Annotated in this window: 11 protein-coding genes; 2 read left to right on the top strand and 9 right to left on the bottom strand. The window is 43.3% G+C overall.

The window, feature by feature from the left end; genetic code table 11:
- Nucleotides 1-104: 104 nt before the first annotated feature.
- From BW980_RS21470 to BW980_RS21440, 7 genes are all read right to left on the bottom strand, one after another.
- Nucleotides 105-1208, bottom strand: a complete 1104-nt coding sequence (locus BW980_RS21470) for an acyltransferase family protein (protein ID WP_076457209.1) — start codon at nt 1206-1208, stop codon at nt 105-107.
- A 13-nt stretch (nt 1209-1221) separates the two neighbouring features.
- Nucleotides 1222-3030 carry an alkaline phosphatase gene (locus BW980_RS21465; RefSeq protein ID WP_083690588.1) on the bottom strand — a complete coding sequence of 603 codons (1809 nt, stop codon included), beginning with the start codon at nt 3028-3030 and terminating at the stop codon, nt 1222-1224.
- A 79-nt stretch (nt 3031-3109) separates the two neighbouring features.
- Complete coding sequence (locus BW980_RS21460) at nt 3110-4699, bottom strand: RagB/SusD family nutrient uptake outer membrane protein (protein WP_076457213.1); 1590 nt, start codon at nt 4697-4699, stop codon at nt 3110-3112.
- A gap of 19 nt (nt 4700-4718) precedes the next feature.
- Nucleotides 4719-7784, bottom strand: coding sequence for a SusC/RagA family TonB-linked outer membrane protein (locus BW980_RS21455; protein ID WP_076457208.1), 3066 nt, complete (start codon nt 7782-7784; stop codon nt 4719-4721).
- A 177-nt stretch (nt 7785-7961) separates the two neighbouring features.
- Complete coding sequence (locus BW980_RS21450) at nt 7962-11693, bottom strand: AraC family transcriptional regulator (RefSeq protein WP_076457207.1); 3732 nt, start codon at nt 11691-11693, stop codon at nt 7962-7964.
- Nucleotides 11694-11881: 188 nt separating this feature from the next.
- Entirely contained in the window at nt 11882-12247 is a 366-nt protein-coding gene (locus tag BW980_RS21445) for a DUF4870 domain-containing protein (RefSeq protein WP_076457206.1), read from the bottom strand.
- Between the two features lie 142 nt (nt 12248-12389).
- On the bottom strand, nt 12390-12845 hold the full coding sequence (locus BW980_RS21440) for a hypothetical protein (RefSeq protein ID WP_139327762.1): 456 nt from the start codon (nt 12843-12845) through the stop codon (nt 12390-12392).
- 144 nt (nt 12846-12989) lie between these two features.
- On the opposite strand from BW980_RS21440, the gene mnmE reads away from it, so the two are divergent.
- Nucleotides 12990-14387: a tRNA uridine-5-carboxymethylaminomethyl(34) synthesis GTPase MnmE gene (gene mnmE, locus BW980_RS21435; protein WP_076457204.1), complete on the top strand. Its 1398-nt coding sequence runs from the start codon at nt 12990-12992 to the stop codon at nt 14385-14387.
- Between the two features lie 140 nt (nt 14388-14527).
- Here the strand turns inward: mnmE and BW980_RS21430 are convergent, their stop codons facing one another.
- Nucleotides 14528-15802 (bottom strand): glycosyl hydrolase family 28-related protein, encoded by a 1275-nt coding sequence (locus tag BW980_RS21430; RefSeq protein ID WP_076457203.1) that lies wholly within the window; start codon nt 15800-15802, stop codon nt 14528-14530.
- 292 nt (nt 15803-16094) lie between these two features.
- Between BW980_RS21430 and BW980_RS21425 the strand changes: the two genes are divergently transcribed.
- Complete coding sequence (locus BW980_RS21425; protein WP_076457202.1) at nt 16095-16799, top strand: urease accessory protein UreH domain-containing protein; 705 nt, start codon at nt 16095-16097, stop codon at nt 16797-16799.
- Here the strand turns inward: BW980_RS21425 and BW980_RS21420 are convergent.
- Nucleotides 16796-17890 (bottom strand): NHL repeat-containing protein, encoded by a 1095-nt coding sequence (locus BW980_RS21420; protein ID WP_076457201.1) that lies wholly within the window; start codon nt 17888-17890, stop codon nt 16796-16798. The two genes, BW980_RS21425 and BW980_RS21420, sit on opposite strands and share 4 nt — an antisense overlap.
- Nucleotides 17891-17910 lie beyond the last annotated feature (20 nt).

Here is a 17910-nt window from a genome sequence, read left to right as displayed (position 1 = left end):
TTTGGCTATAGATGATAGTGAATCTGAAAGCATTTAACTTTTTGGATTCAAAGATCGGCCAATTTTAACCTCTCCACAACTTTTTGTGTTGAGCCTAATCTATCCTAGACTTTAATATAGATTTTTTTTCTGTCCAACCAAAGACCGATGCTCCAGCAGAAGAGCATAAAGACCAGGGCAAAGGCCAAAGAGCCAAAGTAAGGCCCTATCCAGCTAAAGCGCTTTTCGTAGCAATATTCGTAGAGGGTCTGTTCTCCGTCTACTCGGATAAAGTGCATGCCTATGGCCAGGTATTCCGAGAGTAGATAGATGAAAAGCGGGTTTTTGCCGAATACTTCAAAGAAATTATAGTTGATCGGTCGCTTTAGGAATTCAATGGTATAGATCAATACGGACAAGACCACGATATCAAGACCTACGGTAAGCACTACGAAGGAACTGGTCCATAATTTTTTGTTTACGGGGAAAGTAAGGTCCCATAAATAGGCCACTACCAGTAAACCCGCTCCAACAAGAAGCATTTTGGCCAGTTTTTCGTAATCGATGCCCTTGTCAATAAGGTACTTTCCTACTAGGTAGCCACCAAGAACGTTGCATATGGAAGGCAAGGTGCTTAAAATCCCTTCAGGGTCAAACGGAATACCATTACCCATATAGAGGTGGCTGTCACCCAAAAGCATTCGGTCTATGGTTCTAACAAAGTTTCCTTCCAAGGTGTAATCGCCAAAGGCGCTTAACAATCCCCAATAGCCCAATAAAATCGCGGCCGAGGCTATGATCAATTGCCTATTGGTCAGAAAATAGATCATAGTGGCGCCAATGAAATAACATAGGGCAATACGTTGCAGTACACCTAGAATCCTTGTTTCGTTAAAAGGAATGGCTGCTAGATCCCCAGTTTCGGTCCAAGAGAAGAAGGGAATCCAATACATGGTATAGCCCAATAGAAATATGATCAAGGTACGTTTGGCTATTTTCTTGAAAACATCGGAAAGCGGTTTGTCGGCCCATTTCGTTTTGACGAAAGCAAAGGCGTTGCCAACGGCAAACAAAAATGAAGGAAATACCAAATCGGTAGGGGTGAAGCCGTGCCATTTGGCGTGTAATAAAGGTGAAAAGGTCATGTCCCAGTCTCCGGGCGTATTGACAATAATCATCAGGCAAATGGTCAATCCGCGGAAAACGTCGAGCGCTTTGAATCTTTTCATGGTCGGTTATATTTTATTTGGACTCTAAGTTAAGTGCTCTTGTGATCTTTTCAAACATATCACTGTTTTCGTAGATGCCCTGAAATGATTGCGAGCTTGGGCCATAGGCAAAAATAGGAACCATAGTGGCCGTATGGTCGAAGGTAGTAAAAGTTCCTTCAATTATTCCTTTTTTAAGGTCGCCTTGTGGTATGCTAAAACCAGAGGTTTCGTGATCCGCGGTAATGACTACCAAAGTATTTCCCGATGCATCGGCAAATTTTATCGCTTCGGTGATGGCCCGGTCAAAGTCTATGCCTTCAGAAACAATACCGCCTACATTGTTGTAATGACCTTGACTGTCTATTTGTGCCGCTTCGACCATTAGGAAAAAGGGTTTGTTCTTTGAGGCCAGAAAATCGATTCCGTTTTTTGTGGCTTCCGCAAGGGCATTGTCACGGCCATCGAGTACACTAGGTACGTCTTTTTTAGAAAGAAAATAACCGAGCTTGTCGGCCTTATGTTTACCGATTTTATCGATGCGGTCTACAATGGTGAAGTCGGTGTTTTTCCAATCGAAGGTGAAATTTTCTTCCCCTCCACCAATAAAAAGGGAAAGTTGGCCCTTAAGGATGTCTTGGGCGATTTCTTTGGTGTCCGATCGGTCTTTTTGATGGGCGAAGAAGGAAGCGGGAGTCGCACCGGTAACCTTGTCGGTGGTAATGATACCCGAAACGTAACCGTGTTTTGAGAGAAATTCGGGCATGTTCTGAACGGGCTTTCTTGATGGGTCTAGGCCGATGGCGCGATTATAGGTTTTTGTACCCGTAGCCAGTGCGGTACCTGCCGCGGCAGAGTCGGTGGTAAAATCATCGGCAGATTGTGTCTTTAAAAAGCCGATGCTCTTTAGTTGTGAAAGGGTAAGCTCGCCGCCATTGGCCAAAACGGCCGATGAAATTTGGTTTAGGCCGTTTCCGTCGCCGATCAGTAGTATTACGTTTTGTACAGGACCCTCTTTTTGGTCCGTAGCGTAGGTAGGGCGGTATACTTTTGAGCTTATGGTGTTGGTATAGGTGCGTTTTTCCAGTGTATTGAGGTAGGCCGATGTCTCGTGGGGCATATCGGTATTTATGATGTCTACGCCCATATCGGAAAAGGCTTTCCATGCGGTATTTGAATCTGGTGTTCCCCAAAATCGGAAGGGCTTATTGAGATTGTGGGCTTTTGTGATGGCTTCCGATACGGTTTGGTAATCTTCTTGGGTAAGTCTACCCTTTCCGTTCCACTCCGAATAGTTTTTAAAATCGACACTAATAAAAGCGACTTTTTTCCAATCATCGGTATCAAGGTCGCTCTCTAGCTTCTGGTGATCGAAATAAATGAACTCGGGATAGGAACTATAGGTTTCGGGCTTGGGCCTTTGCCCGGAAATAACAATCTTTATATCGGGCCGTGAGGTAATCTCGGGGTATTTTTTAAGTGTGGCCAATATTTTTTTTAAGGTAGGAATGGCCTTCGATTTGACATCGAGCATCAGCATAAGGCCGGAAGCATTACCGATGTTGTTTTTGATGGCATACTTTATAGGATCTAAATAAAGTATTTGTAATGTGTTGCCCTCAATAATTTCCGATTCGGTGTGGGCAATGTTCAATGTACCGTTCTTTAAAACGACATCGGCCTCAATAATATCGAGACCATTGGCGTAAGCCTTCCAAAAGGGAACGTTTTGCAGGTAATCGTTGTGAGAGTGGATCAGGGTTTTTCGATTTTCTTGGGCAGTGAGCAGGGCTATGCAGAAAAGGGCGATTATGAGGGAATACTTTGTTTTGAATCTATACATACTTCTTAAAATTAAAAAAAGGTACCCCATTAGGAGGTACCTTTTTGTAAAAACTAAACTAACGAACTCATTTTTATGCTTACCATCCTTTGTTCTGTTGAATTCCAGATGATTCTATTACTGTATTGGGTATGGGCCAAACATTCATGTATGAGGCATCAAAATTTCGTGCAGGCCATACAATTTCAGAAGTGTAGGGCGAATCGGGATCGGAACGATCGGTGTAGATACGGCCATAAATAGGCTCGGCATACGTATCGGCGGCATCGCCCCAACGAACAAGGTCGAAATGTCGGTTGGCGAACTCGCCGGCAAGCTCTACCCTTCTTTCATGTTTTAAATCGCTCATGGTCGCATTGGTAATGGGGGCAAGACCAGCCCTTTCCCGTACCATATTCAATGGGGCATCTCCATTTTTACCATCCATGATTAATGCTTCGGCTTTCATAAGTAAGACTTCCGCGTAGCGCATTAAAGGCACATTGTAAACGGTAGAAGGATCGTCGCCATTGCTGTTCAGGTACGTGCCGATAGGATTTTCAAATTGAAACTCGTACATGTATTTGTTGAACTGAAAACCTGATAGGGAGTTTTCCGATTGATATCTTCTGGTTTCGCCGAAAAAAGTAAATTCATCACCGAAATTCAATATGGTTACCGCCTTTCTGGCATCGTCGTCTTCAAACTCGTTGTAAAGGCCTTCTGATGGCGTATAATAGCCCCAGCCGTTATATTTGCCCCATCCCTTGTTCTCCAGCATAACACCGGTTAAGATGCTGCCTTTATCAACTCCTGAGTTAACGGACCAAATGTACTCACTGGTCCAGTTGTTCAAATGGCTGTGCAATTCACGGTAATCTTTTGACGGATTACCCGTGTTGATCAGCGCCCTACCCGAACCACTATTGGTAACGGCATCGGCGTACTTTACTACCTCGGCATATCTAGAGGCGTCGTGTTGTGCCCAGTATAGGTTGGTTTTTGCGATATAGGCGTAAGCGGCGTCCTTATGTGGGCGACCATAGTTATCGGAAGAATATTCTGTGAATAGCGGTAATAATTCCGCGGCTTTCAAAAGGTCGGCTTCTATTTGCTTGTAGTTTTCGACCACGCTGGCAGGTCTTGTGTAACTACCGGCCTCATCGTTCATGTTCTCTTCCGTAATAATGGGTACACCCCCATTTTCACCGTTATCTCCATAGGTATGGGCAACCCAGAAGTAACTGAAGGCACGCATAAAGTAGGCTTCTCCCAAATATTGGTTTTTTAGGCCTTCGCTTATTTCCATATTGGGGACGTTCAAAATAACATCATTGGCCCTGCGGATTACCTGATAACTTTTAGGGTAGCAGGTTGAGGTATACCCGCCTTCGCCACCGGTGATATTGAAATCTTTGATATTGTCGGCAGAGGCTTTGATTCGACCGGTAATCATATCATCGGAGGCGTTGATGTACCAAAAGAAGCCCCTAGAGAACATTTCTTGGTCCGTCATGTATTGATACATACTGTTCACTGCCTCTGAAGCATCTTGTTCAGATGCCCAAAAATTGGCGTATGACGTGCTTCCTAGGGGAGTGACCTCCGTAAAATCGTCAGAGCAACTAATCAGGTTAAGGCCGGCAAAGCCCAGTACCAAGCTCATGGTTTTTATGCTATTGAATTTCATTTTTTTCATTTTTTTTAGGTTAGAGCGATAATGATAGACCAGCGGTAATAGTTCTTGATAATGGGTACCGTGCGATATCCAATCCTTTGCCACCAACTTCGGGGTCGATGCCCGTATAATCTGTAATGGTAAATAGGTTTTCTGCAGAGATGTAAAAACGCAATGACGAGCCGGGCAATACGGTATTCATAATACGCTCGTTTATGGTGTACCCAAGGGTTACGTTCTTCATTCTTAAGTATGAGGCATCTTCAAGATACCAGCTTGATGCCAGACCAAAGTTTTGGTTGTCGTCTTTGGTCGATAGCCTTGGTGTAGTGGCCCCTGTGTTGGAAGGCGACCATGCGTCAAGTACCCTGTTATCTAGGTTATATCCGGTAAGCGAAGCGTTATAGGTAGAAAACTTGTATCCGTTAAATACTTCAACACCTGAAACGCCTTGAAACAACATGCCTAAATCAAAATTTTTGTAATTTAGGTTCAGACCGAAGTTATAGGTGAAATCGGGTTGGTAACTGTCGTAAAAAACCTTGTCGTTATCGTCTATTTTTCCATCATTGTTGCTATCGGCAAATTTAAAATCGCCAGGCTGGGCGTTAGGCTGTATTAAGTTGCCATCTTTTACATGGGCATCAATTTCTGCCTGATTTTGGAATATGCCCAATTGGGGCACTACATAGACCGAGTACAAGGCTCTGCCCACTTCGGAGCGGTAAGGTCTAAGCACTCCTCTAACATTGTCAGAATGGGCAATAAAATCTATACCGCTTTTATTATAACCGTCTAGGTTTACCAGTTCATTTTCCAGTACGCTGGTATTGGCATTGATGGTAAAGTCGAGGTCTCCTATTTGCTTGGAATAGCTTGCCGAAATTTCAAAGCCATTGTTCTTTACCTCCCCACCGTTTACATCGGCAGCCGATGTACCTTGGTGTAGATCTTCAAGACCGGGAAGGATCATTCCCTTGGTCGATTTTTCGAAGTAATCGAAAGTAAGGCTTAGACTGTTGTTGAAAAGTGCTGCGTCTAGACCAAAGTTGACCGATTCCGACACTTCCCAGTTTAGGTTTGGGTTCGATTGCTTTCCAACGTACGCACCCTTATCGTCATGTGAGGCGTCTTCGCCAATAGTAACTACCGTGGTGTTCAATGGAACGTCAAAAGAATAATAGCCTACGGAGTTGATATTTCCTATCTGTCCCCAAGAAGCTCTAAATTTCAGGTCATTGATGGCTTTGACATTGAAGAATGATTCGTCTGACAATCTCCAGCCCACGGTAGCCGATGGAAAGTTATCCGCTTGATTGTTTACCGCTAAGCGTGAGGTCATATCCCTTCTAATGCTCCCTGAGATAAAGTAGCGATTCTTGTAATTGTACATTAGCCTACCAATGGCCGATGTCAAGGCATCTTCATAAACATTGGTGCCAGGGTTTCTGATGACGGAGGCATTCGATAGATATTGGTTGAATGCTTCTTCGTTGCTAAAACCTTCCCCTCGGTTAGATAGGCTCTCAAAATCCGTATGCTGGGAAGAATAGATTGCGGTAAGGTCTAGGTTGTGGTCGCCAAATGATCGTTTATAGCTCAATTGGTTGTCCCAGACCCAGCGGTTCGTGGTAGAGGTGGTTTGATCTAAATAATTGTTCGGGTTTGAACGCCCCAATTCAGGTACTTTAGGCTGAAACCTTTTGTATTGCGAATGGGTGTAGCTATACGAATAGTTAGTTTTGAACGATAGGCCGTTCAAGATTTTGTATTCTAAAAATACATTGGCGTTCAAAAAGTTTGTAGGCGCATTGGTCGTAGGTCTTAGCAAGAGGGCCAAGGGGTTGTAAACATCTCCGTACGCCCCTGCAAATTGAGAAAGGTTCTCTGGGACAACTCCGGCAAAACTGCCATCTTCATAGCGGGTTGGAGAGGCAGAAGGCATGTAAATGGCGTTTATTATGGTTCCTGAATACGGGTTGTCCGTATTGGTTCCTACGGCTTCCGTTTTTGAAAAGTAAACGTTCTCGCCAATCTTTATTTTATCGGAAAGGTCAAAGTCGGACTTCACCCTAAAATTGTAGCGTTCAGAACTTGTTCCCTCTAAAAGACCATTTCTTTTAGTATAACCAAACGAAGTTAGGTAATTCATACTTTCTCCGGCACCGCTAATATTAACATTGGCATTGTTCATACCTGCGGGCCTAAAAATCGCGTCTACCCAGTTGGTACGGTTTACTTGTCCGTACGGGTTTTGTGCGGCGTCGTGTGCCGATTGTCGTGGTGTTCCGGCATTGTCGGCGGCAGTGTTGTAAATGTCGGCCTGTTGTTGTGCCGTAAGTGGGGTAGGGAGGTTGGTAGCTTCTTGAATACCGCCATAGTAGTCTACGGTAATACGAGGTTTGCCTATGACCCCCTTTTTGGTTTGGATAACGATAACCCCCGATGCTGCTTGTGCTCCATAAATGGCGGCCGAGGCGGCATCCTTTAGTACGGAAACCGACGCGATGTCGTTGGGGTTGATGGCAGGGCCATAATAGGGCACACCATCTACAACGGTCAGCGGTTTTTCATTGGAAAAGGTTCCGAGGCCACGAATAACGACATTGCCGCTAGAAGTTGGGTCCCCACCTTGTTGTAATACGGTAACCCCTGCGACATTACCCTGTAGGAATTCGGTAATATTAGAGACCGGTCTTGAAGCAATGCTCTCTACATTATTGACCGTTGCAATGGCCGTGGTCAAATCACCCTTTCTGGATGAACCGTAGCCGATAAGGACTACTTCATCCAAAAAGCTGGCTTCTTCATTCATCGATACATTCAGGACCTGGTCTCCTGAAAAGTTTACTTCTTTAGTGGCAAAACCCAAGGAAGAGAACACTAGGGTTCCACTTTCTTCGGAGAGGCTTAGCGTAAAGTTACCGTCAAAATCTGTTGAGGTACCGGTTTGGGTTTCCCCTTTCAGTACAATCGATACCGAAGGAACCGGCATTCCATCTGTTTCGGAAACTACCGTTCCCTTTACTGTTACTTGCGAATAAGAAAAGGAAATACATCCTAATGCTATTAGCAAAACTAAGTACACTTTTTTCATTTAGGTAGAATTTTAAATTGGTTATGAACCAAAAGTAGTTGGAGGTGCTACTTTTCCAGATGAAAAAAGAATCATAAAGGTGTACTTATGTCTCAAAAAAGGGGGTGAATGGTTTCTTTTTAGTGCACTTTCATTACAATGATTTTAACGTAACATTGTGATAATATGTAGCTAACGTTAGGCGTTGTCGGTTTTGGCGCGATATGCTTTTGGGCTATAATCGAAATTTTTCTTAAATAGGCGGCTAAAGTACTTAGGATCGTTAAAACCACATTCTATACTTATTTCGGAAATGTTCAAGGTGTGATTTTTAAGGAGATATTCGGCTTTTTGCAGGCGTAACTTTATAATGACGTCGGAAGGAGACTGTTGGAGCACCTCTTTAAAGGCCCGATAGCACTTGATTTTTGATACGAAAAGCATTTCTTGTAGCTTCTGAACGTTGAACGAGGGGTCGTTGAGGTTTTTGTTTATCAGGGCCAGGGCCTTTTTTACAAGTTTCTCGTTGATCGATAGGGTTTTGGTCTCATCGAAAGGCGGAACATAGAAGAGGTGTTTTGATGTGTTGTTCGCATATTCTTTTCTAACGGATGTGAGTTTCGAAATTTTACTTTGAATAAAAGACTTGCTTACGGGTAGCTGTATAAAGGTGTCTACGCCAAGTTCTGTAGTTTGTATGCGCAATGAATGGTTTATTTCTTCGGAAACGTAGAGCACCGAAACGGCTATCTGTGCCCCATTGCTTTTTATAAGATGAAAGAGTTGTACCAACTGTTCGTCAATGGGAATATTGTACAGGGCCAGGCAATGTATGTTGACATGTTTGATGGCCGAGCTTACCGCTGATGCCGTTTTTTCAAAGATTAGATTGTTGTCGGGGTGGTCGAATAATTGAAGGGCCGGCAAAGCGTCGTCGTCATTACAAAAAACTAGAATGTTGTTTTTGTCCGAGGGAAGCTTTTCATTTAGGTCGAGGTGCTTCCATAAGACTTCTTCTACCTTATTGTTTTCGGTATCTACCACCTTGATCGGCAAGTGTACCGAAATGGTCAGTTCGTCGTTTTTTTCAATGCTAAGGTTTCCATCCATAGCAGCTAACAGGGTGTTCGATGCTTTGTAATACGGACTGTAATGTTGTATACTGAAAAAGTTGTCGGAGAGTACTTTACTGTCCGATTTTATAAAGAGTCCTAAGGAATTACCTTTTGTCCTTACCGTAAGTTTTAGGTAGCTGTCTTTCGAAAGGTATTTGAGAATGTCGTTAAAGAGGTATTTGAAAAACAATTTAAAACGGAGGGAGTCTAGTTCTACCCATTGGTCTTCGATATCTAGGGTGTAGTCTAAATTGATTTTCGATTTTCGGGCGTGTGTAGCGAGTCCGTCTACAAGTACTTTTATGGTTTGTCTTATTTTGGTCGCCGATTTTTTTAGTTCGCCTATGTCCTTAGAGTTGGTAAGGTAGTCCCATTCCGATAGCAACGTGATCAATTTGTTCGACTCCTTATTGATGTTTTGTTTTGTGCCGTCGTCTTCGTTCAGTTCTTTGGTGTTCTCAATAATTTTGGAAACCGGTTCCTTGAACTCCGACAATACGAAGGTCTTGAACTTTTCGATTTCAAAATCTTCGTTTTTAAGCTGGTGATAAGAGTTTAAGAGTTCTTCCCTTTGGCGGTTGATTTCTTTATTTTTTTCATCTAAGGTATGGTTGACCTTCAAGAGCCGTTCTTTTTGCCGGTTTATGGTTTCGGTCCGTTCCTCTATTTTACGTTCCAATTCTTTCTGGTTTTGCGCAATGTTGCGGTTTCGTACCAGTACCCAGCTTGTAAGGCTTAGTAGCAAGGTGGTCAATAGAAGTAGGTAGAAGAGGGTGGTCTTGTAAAACGGTTTTTTGATGATGATGGGAATGCCTTTAAAGGCTAGGTCTTTGGCAGAAGAGTTTTTTACTTCAAAAATATATTCGCCATCGGGCAGACCGGTGTAATGGACACGGCCTTGGCCTTCCTTGAATTCTTGAAACTCGTTGTCGTAACCGGAAAGTTTGTACAGTACCCGATTGTTGGGGTCTTGCGTAAAAACAACGGGTTCGATTTTTATATCTAGGGAATTGTCGATAAAATTTTTAGTAATGCCTTTCGTAAAATCGCTGGTATCGTCTATTTCGACCTTTATTTTGGGCAGTCTTTTGGTAATGTTCAGACTCGCCGGCGAAAAGTAGTTAAGTCCGTTTATTCCCGCAAAGAACAAGGTGCCTTTAGGGTCTTGGTAGTAGGCGCCTTCTGAGAATTCACGGCCTTGCCAGCCTTCATCCATATTCAGGCCTGTAACGGAAAAATCGTTTCTGTCTACGGCGGCAATCCCTTTGGTCGTACTCACCCAAACCTTATCGCTGTCTAAGAGTAGGCCATATACCATATGGCTCGGGAGGCCCTGTTTTTCTGAAATATGCTGTATAAGCCCTTTGTTTTTGTCGTATACGCTGATGCCGCCCAAGCTTCCCGTCCAATAGTAACCCGACTGCTTGTCTTTAAAGGAAGAATAGACGCTATTGCCCAAGAGCCCGTCTTTTACCGTGATATCCGTTAGTTGGCCGGTGGCAATGTCAAGTAATATCAGACCTTCGTTTTCGGTGCTGATCAAAAGTTCGTTATCAGCGTATTTTATGTTTCTAATGTGGTATGGGGCCAATGCCGATTGACCTATAAAGGCCTCAAAGCTATCGGTGGTCAAGTTAAATTTGGCCATCCCTCCCCAACAGGCTATATAGAGCTGATTATTGTTGTCTTCTTGAAATGAATAGTTTCTGTCGTTGGGGAGATTGGCAGTGTTTTTAGATTGATACAGGGTATAGCCGTTCTTCTTAATTCGAATAATACCCGCATAGGTGCCTGCCCAAATTTCACCATTGGAGGTGGTGTAAAGCGACCGGATTCGCCCCCAGTCTGAATTTTCCTGGGCCTCTGCAATATGATATTTTAAGTAGCACGGTTCGTCTTGGTCAAAGTAAAACAGGCCTTTTGTATAATATCCCAGCCAGATGCGATTATTGAAATCCTTGGTAATTGCCCGTATGGTTTCGTTGGGCAAATGTGGATATTTGTTCGGATGTGGTGTAATTGTAGAGATTTTCTCAGAGCCGCTATAGGCCATGCTTAGCCCACCATCTTTATGTCCTAGCCATATATTGCCAAAACTGTCTTCGTATATTCGTTCAACCTCATTGCTGTTAAAGCTATAGGGGTCGTAGAGGTCGTAATAGTAATGGTCGATCCGGTCATTGTTCCGATTGGCGATGCTGTTGGGAATGATATAGATACCGTTCCTTCGGGTGGCATACCAGATATGTCCGGATTTGTCTTTGAGGACATCGTTGATAATGGTATTTGGATATTTGTTCAAAAGAAGCTCCCTGAGGATACTATTGTCTTCCTTTTTTTTCTCGACAAACTTTGCTTCCTTAAAGTTACCATCGATAAATTCGTAATGGGTATTATCGGTCCGGATGCCTATTCGTCCCTCTTTGGTCAGGGTCATATATTGTAGGGGTTCATCAAAGGAAAAATTCTGAAACTTGCCGTTGCCTAGGTGTTTGCTTATTTTTTTATCCTTTGTAAGGATCCATATATTTCCTTGGCCGTCTTTTTTTAGGTGCTGAACATTGTTTCCGGCTATGGAAGTCGAATTTTTTATATCGTGTTTGTAGACCGTGAATTTTTGGCCGTTATAACTGTTGAGTCCGTCCCAAGTGGCAATCCATAACAGGCCGTCATCATCGCTTATCAAATCGGTGATGGAATTATTCGAAAGCCCGTCGTTGGTACTGAGGGTCTTGAATTTTATGTTTTGCCCAAAAACCGGGTTTATGGGCAAAAGCATGAGCAGTATGTATAATAGTAGGAAGGGCGGTTTCATCTTGGTTGGTTCTGCGAGGCTTTGGGGCGCAGGTTAAAAATATGAAATTTAAGCTATACCAGCGCAATCGGTATATCGATGTTAATGCTTTGATGTTGTTCGGGGGGGTATGGAAGCAAAAAGCCCGCGAAAGTAATATCGCGGGCCGAGTATGGTCAGTGACCTATTTGTTCTATAGAAGGTGATTTTTACGAGATAAACCGAATGGTCATAAAATTGCTCGGAGTTTCGCCGTTACTTGCTTTTACGGCATTCACGATAGGTAGTACAAAAGCGATTATGCCAATGAAGATCAAACTTAAGATGCCTAGACCTAAGAGTAAAATGGCCGGAATACTAAGAATGGTAAAAAGGAGCATACTTAATTGAAAATTGACAATCGACTTGCCATGTTCGTCCATTCCGTCAACGTTGTCCTTCGTGGAGAGCCATAATACCAATGGTACGATAAGCCCGCCAAAACCGGTTACATAGGTCAGCAATTGCGATAGGTGTGCAATGACCAATAGTTGATTGTTCTTTTCTAATGATTTGTTTTGATTGATGACTTCCATTTTTTGATTGTTTAGGGGGTTCTAAATATAAGACGAGCTAAAAACCAAAATGTTACAATTTCAGATGGGGATAAGAAATAAAAAATCCCGTACGACATGGAGTGTACGGGGTTTTTTTGAAAATAAATTGAAGTGGATACTACTATAGCTTACGCTCTATTTTCAACAGTTTTTCCTGATTCTTTGCAATGTTACTCTTTAGTTTGCTTAGTTTCTTTTCGATTTTGGCGATATCGTTCGGAGAAAGTTTTCCTTTGATTTTATCCACTTCCATCTTGTTGCTGATCTTGCTGACTTTCTTTTCATCTCGGTCCAAGGTTTTTCTGATCGCACTGATTTTGTCGTTCAGTTTTTCGATTCTTTTGGCTGCTTTGTCAGCTCTTTTTTGCTCTTTTTTAGCGGCTTTGGCCGCCTTTTCAGCTTCTTTAGCTTCTCTTTCGGCCGCTTCTATCTGTTTTCTGATTTCCTTGGCTTCCCTTTCCGCTTGTTCGACTAGAGAAATAGAGTCGTTTTGAACTTCTCCTTCTTCTTCCTGGGCGAAGGTCAAGGCAGTCATACCCATAAAAATCACACAAAAAGTCAATAAACGTATTTTCATAATAATTTTAATTTAAAATAGTTAATGGAGGCGCGAAGGTAGATATTTTCGGTTATTGTTGCACTTTGGTGCAATTATATTTTTGTCGTAGGGAGAGGCCGAAGACTTCTATCTGTTTTTGAGTACTTTTGCAAAAACTCATGAATGATTCCTAACGATAACATCATAGCATTGGCCACACCTTCAGGTGCGGGAGCCATCGCCGTAATACGTATTTCTGGCGAAAAGGCCATAGAAATCGTGGCCCCCTTTTTTCAATCGGCCTATGGTAAGGATTTAACCAAGAAGAAAAGTCATACCATTAGTTTGGGCCATATGGTTGAGGGAGGAAAATTGCTTGACGAGGTTCTGGTATCGGTTTTTAAAGGACCCAATTCGTATACAGGGGAGAACGTTGTGGAGATTTCATGTCATGGTTCCCCATTTATTCAGCAACAGCTCATTCAGCTCTTCTTAAGGAACGGATGTAGAATGGCGGAAGCGGGGGAGTTTACCCTTAGGGCCTTCCTCAATGGTAAAATGGATCTCAGCCAGGCCGAAGCGGTGGCCGACCTGATTGCCAGTGATAATGCGGCCAGTCACCAGATAGCCATGCAGCAGATGCGCGGGGGTTTTAGTAATGAGATCAAGTCTTTGAGACAAGAGCTTCTAAACTTCGCGTCTTTAATTGAATTGGAATTGGATTTTTCTGAAGAAGATGTAGAGTTCGCCGACCGTACGCAGTTTAAGGAGTTGCTGGGGCGTATCCGGAAAGTATTGAAGGGGTTGATCGATTCGTTTGCCGTAGGAAATGTTATTAAAAACGGAATCCCTGTAGCCATTGTAGGTGAACCCAATGTGGGGAAATCTACCTTGCTCAATGCATTCTTGAATGAAGAGCGCGCCTTGGTATCCGATATTGCCGGTACTACTAGGGATACGATAGAAGACGAGATCTCGATTGGAGGTATCGGTTTTCGTTTTATCGATACCGCAGGAATACGCGAAACGGAAGATGTGGTCGAGGGTATGGGTATCAAACGGACTTTCGAAAAGATCGAACAGGCCCAGGTGGTCTTGCTTCTTGTCGATGGGGCCAAGCTTAGGGCCGATAGTGACAAGCTCAAAAACATCGTAGTCGATTTCGAAAAAATAAAAAACCGCAACCCGCAAAAACCTTTACTTCTATTGGTGAACAAGGCCGATACATTGACCGAAAAGGATAAGGAAAATATTGGAGGGGCACTAAGTGAAGTGAGGTATATTTCTGCCAAATCCGGAGAAGGGGTAGAGGACTTGCAGAACAAACTTTTGGAATTCGTAAATACGGGAGCCCTGCGTAACAATGAGACGATTGTAACCAATACGCGACACTACAATTCGCTCTTAAAAGCACTTGAGGAAATTGAAAAGGTACAATTTGGTATGGAAGAGGGACTCTCTAGCGACCTTATGGCCATTGATGTTCGCGAAGCCCTATATCATTTAGGGGAGATAACCGGCCAAGTGACCAATGATGAACTGCTGGGGAATATTTTTGCTAATTTTTGCATCGGAAAGTAGTAGCAAAAAGTTTTGTTGTTTACAGTTCATATTTCGGTTTTTATTCAATACGGATCCATTAAGGAATGTGCTTAGATATAAATTAACCTTATGAGACCAAGGTCTCATAAGGTTAATTATAGACTTGATTAAAAAAGTCGTTATGGGGTGCAGCTTATCTTGTCTTTTTCGGTGATGATGCTTTTTTGAGTAGGGTCAAATCCTTTTTTGGTGACTTTTGATATGGTAGCTTTGTAATAGCCAGGTCCTTCTCCCCGAGCATCATACAATATGGGGGCAATGGAAGGCCCTATAAAAATTTCTTTGCCGAGATTGCCGGTAAATTCATCCGGATTCGGGGTTAGTAAGGCCCTTGAACTACAATCCAAGTATTTGACCCAGTGTTTCCATTTAAGCTGGGAGGTGGTCCCGTAAGTTGCTTTAACGTTCGTTATGACGGGGTTTTTAAAGTAACCGGGAGGTATACCTAGTTCCGATTGTGATTTGGTAGCAAAGCCTTTGTCTATGCGAACGGCAAAGCCACAGTTGTGGGCTACGACATTCTTTATGTCTACATGTCCGTTTTTGATGGTATGGGGAGATATCATGACGGCGGAGTTACCATTTTCCGCGATAATATTTTTTGCTTTGATGTCAAAGATACCCAGCCCTTCAAGTTGTAATTCATTGAACTTCGTTTCCCCTGATTCCAATCGCAAGGTCACTCCACCTTCACTGTAGAGGTTTTTGAATTCTACGTTTTTGGCAACCTGTGCTTGAACCAAACCATAGCCATAGTGCGCAGAAAAGGCACTAATGTTTTTGACCGTACCGTTGCGTGGTCCGAAATACTTGCCGTCATAGAAAGCTAAACCAAAAGTGATTGCTGAAAACTTCGAGAGTTTGTCCAGTACGCTAAAATCTGAAAATACAAATCCGTCCACATTTCCACACTGAACAACCCTGACATTGGTGTTCTCGACCTCTCTTAAGTCAACGGTGAATTTGCCGCAGCTTCCGGCTATTTTTACGTTTTCTACTACGTCTGAGTTTACACCCAGATAGAAAATAGAATAGTTTTTGTTGTTTTTCCTTCCTATGGGCTTAACGGTCGTGCCCTCTTCAAAATACAAATGAACGTTAGATTGTAGGTGTATCTCACTAAGGTAGTATTGGCCCTGAGGTATGAATATAGTACCTCCTCCATCTATGGCCGAAACTTCGTCTATGGCCTGTTGTAATTGTTCGCTGTCGTTCTCTTGATCGGTTCCGTCAGCTCCATAATCGGATACTAGGTTCTTTTGTAACCTGTTATCGTCTATTTTACAATGTAGGGGGGCTTGATCGTTTCCCGACCCGATGTAGTGGTTTATTTCACATTGTACGAGTAAAGTGGAAAGGACAATTGTGGCTAAATGCATTCGAATTTTTTTCATAGATATAGATTTGTGGTTTCGGTGTAAAACTATGATCCAACATGAAATCAGGTGTATTTGAGAGTAAATGATTTGTATTTAGTAATATATATCCTATAAAAATATAATCTTTTTACTACATATAATATAAGTCTTGATTTAGCCTATTATTAAGTCGTATTCTACTTATGGAAAAGGCTTCTAAAGTGCCTGTTTTCAGGTGTTTCTAATTGTTGTTGTAAACTGAAAAATACGGGGTTGAGATGTGCTTGATAATCTGAAATTTCCTTACATTGTATCTAGAATTCTCAATATGATTAATTTTCCATTATTTGCAGGTATTGCCGCCGCCGTACTACATGTGGTTTCGGGTCCGGACCACTTGGCCGCGGTGACGCCCCTGGCCATTGAAACCCGACGAAAAGTTTGGAAAATAGGTCTGTTTTGGGGTTTTGGACATTTAGTTGGAATGCTCCTCATAGGACTTCTATTTCTGGCCTTTAGGGAATACATTCCCATCGAAAGAATATCGGAGCACAGCGAACAATTGGTCGGGGTGGTGCTGATCGCCATTGGGCTATGGGCCCTGTTCAGTCTTTTTTACAAGGCCAAAGGGCACAAACACCCCCATGTACACGATGGGGACGAGCCCTATATCCATGTACACGAACACGATCATGACACCAATAAACTCGAACATTCCCATTCCCACGATAAGAAGGTAAAACAAAATGTCTGGTCTTCTTTTGGTATCGGTGTGCTGCACGGACTTGCCGGGGTGGCGCATTTTATACTTCTTCTTCCGGTATTGGGATTCGAAAGTCAAGGAGATAGCCTTCAATATATCGTAGGCTTTGGCATCGGAACGGTGTTGGCCATGACCGTTTATACCTTTCTATTGGGAAAAGTGTCCGGTTATGCCAAGGGCCAGAGCAAATCGCTTTTTAAGGCGGTACGCCTTTCGGGCGGACTCTTCGCTATTTGCATTGGGGTCTATTGGCTGTATTTGGGCCTCTAAAATTTTAGATCGGTAATGACCAGGCGGTGGTTGCCCGTATCGGCAATAATCAGCTTGTTCCCTTGGGTAGAGATGGAGAAGGGCCAGTAGAGCGAGCTTGAGGTGCCGTGTAGGGTTTCCTTGTTTTCACTTCCCGTCTTAAAATCGCGCTTTCCGATGACGGCCGTGGCCTCGGCATTGTTGTCTTTTGGAAGGGTTTCGAACCATAATATCCTACTGTTCCCAGTATCGTTTACCAAAAGTCCGTCCTTATAAAAACAGGCATCGTAGGTCCAGTTTAAGGATTTTGAACTGGGGAAGAGGCCAAATTGGTTCTGTCCACAGGCATCAAAATTCGCTTGGCCAACGATTACATCGGCCGGTTTTGAAAAGGCATCCTCCGCATTGTTCCATATCAGGTTTCTGTAGAATTGCGTATCGGCAACGACCATTTGCTTGTTGGCGTTCACTTTCACCGAATAAGGCCAAATGGGCTCGTGGTTTTCGTAATCGCGGGTCGTAAAATCGGGTTTCCCGATGACCTTGTCGGCCGCTTTATAATTGGTTTTGGGGATGTCTTCGTAAAAAAGGATCCTGCGGTTTCCGGTATCGGCGATCCATAGGTGGTTTCCATCCGAAAAAACCCCGTAGGGCCAATTCAGGGTCTGTGCAGAAGGGGTATTCCCTATACCCTTGACATTGGGTTGGTTGGAACGAAAATCGGGTTGGCCCACGACTACATCCGCCGCCTGCCCATTTTTTGTAGGTAGGGTATGCCAGATCAGTACCCGATGGTTCCATGCATCGCCGACAATCAATACACGGCCGTCGCTCCAAATACCGGAAGGGTAGTGCAAGGTGTTTTCAGATACAAGACCCCCCGAATTTCTTCCGGTTTCCGAAATGTTCGATTGCCCTAAGACTATGTCGGGTTCCTGATATTCCGATGTGGGCAACTGCTTCCAAATAAACACGCGATTTCTGCCCGTATCGGAAACAAAAAGATGATTGTTGGCCACAAAAACCCCTCTTGGTGCCAAAAAGGGCGTTTGTTCCGAACCTTTAAAAATATACGAGTTGGTAACGTTCGGACCTAAAGTTTCAAAATTCATAAATAGGGTTTGATGGGTAT

It is taken from the genome of Zobellia uliginosa (assembly GCF_900156625.1).
GTDB classification, from domain to species: Bacteria; Bacteroidota; Bacteroidia; order Flavobacteriales; family Flavobacteriaceae; genus Zobellia; species Zobellia uliginosa.
Note: the sequence above shows the minus strand (reverse complement) of the source record. Positions and strands in the feature narration are given on the sequence as shown.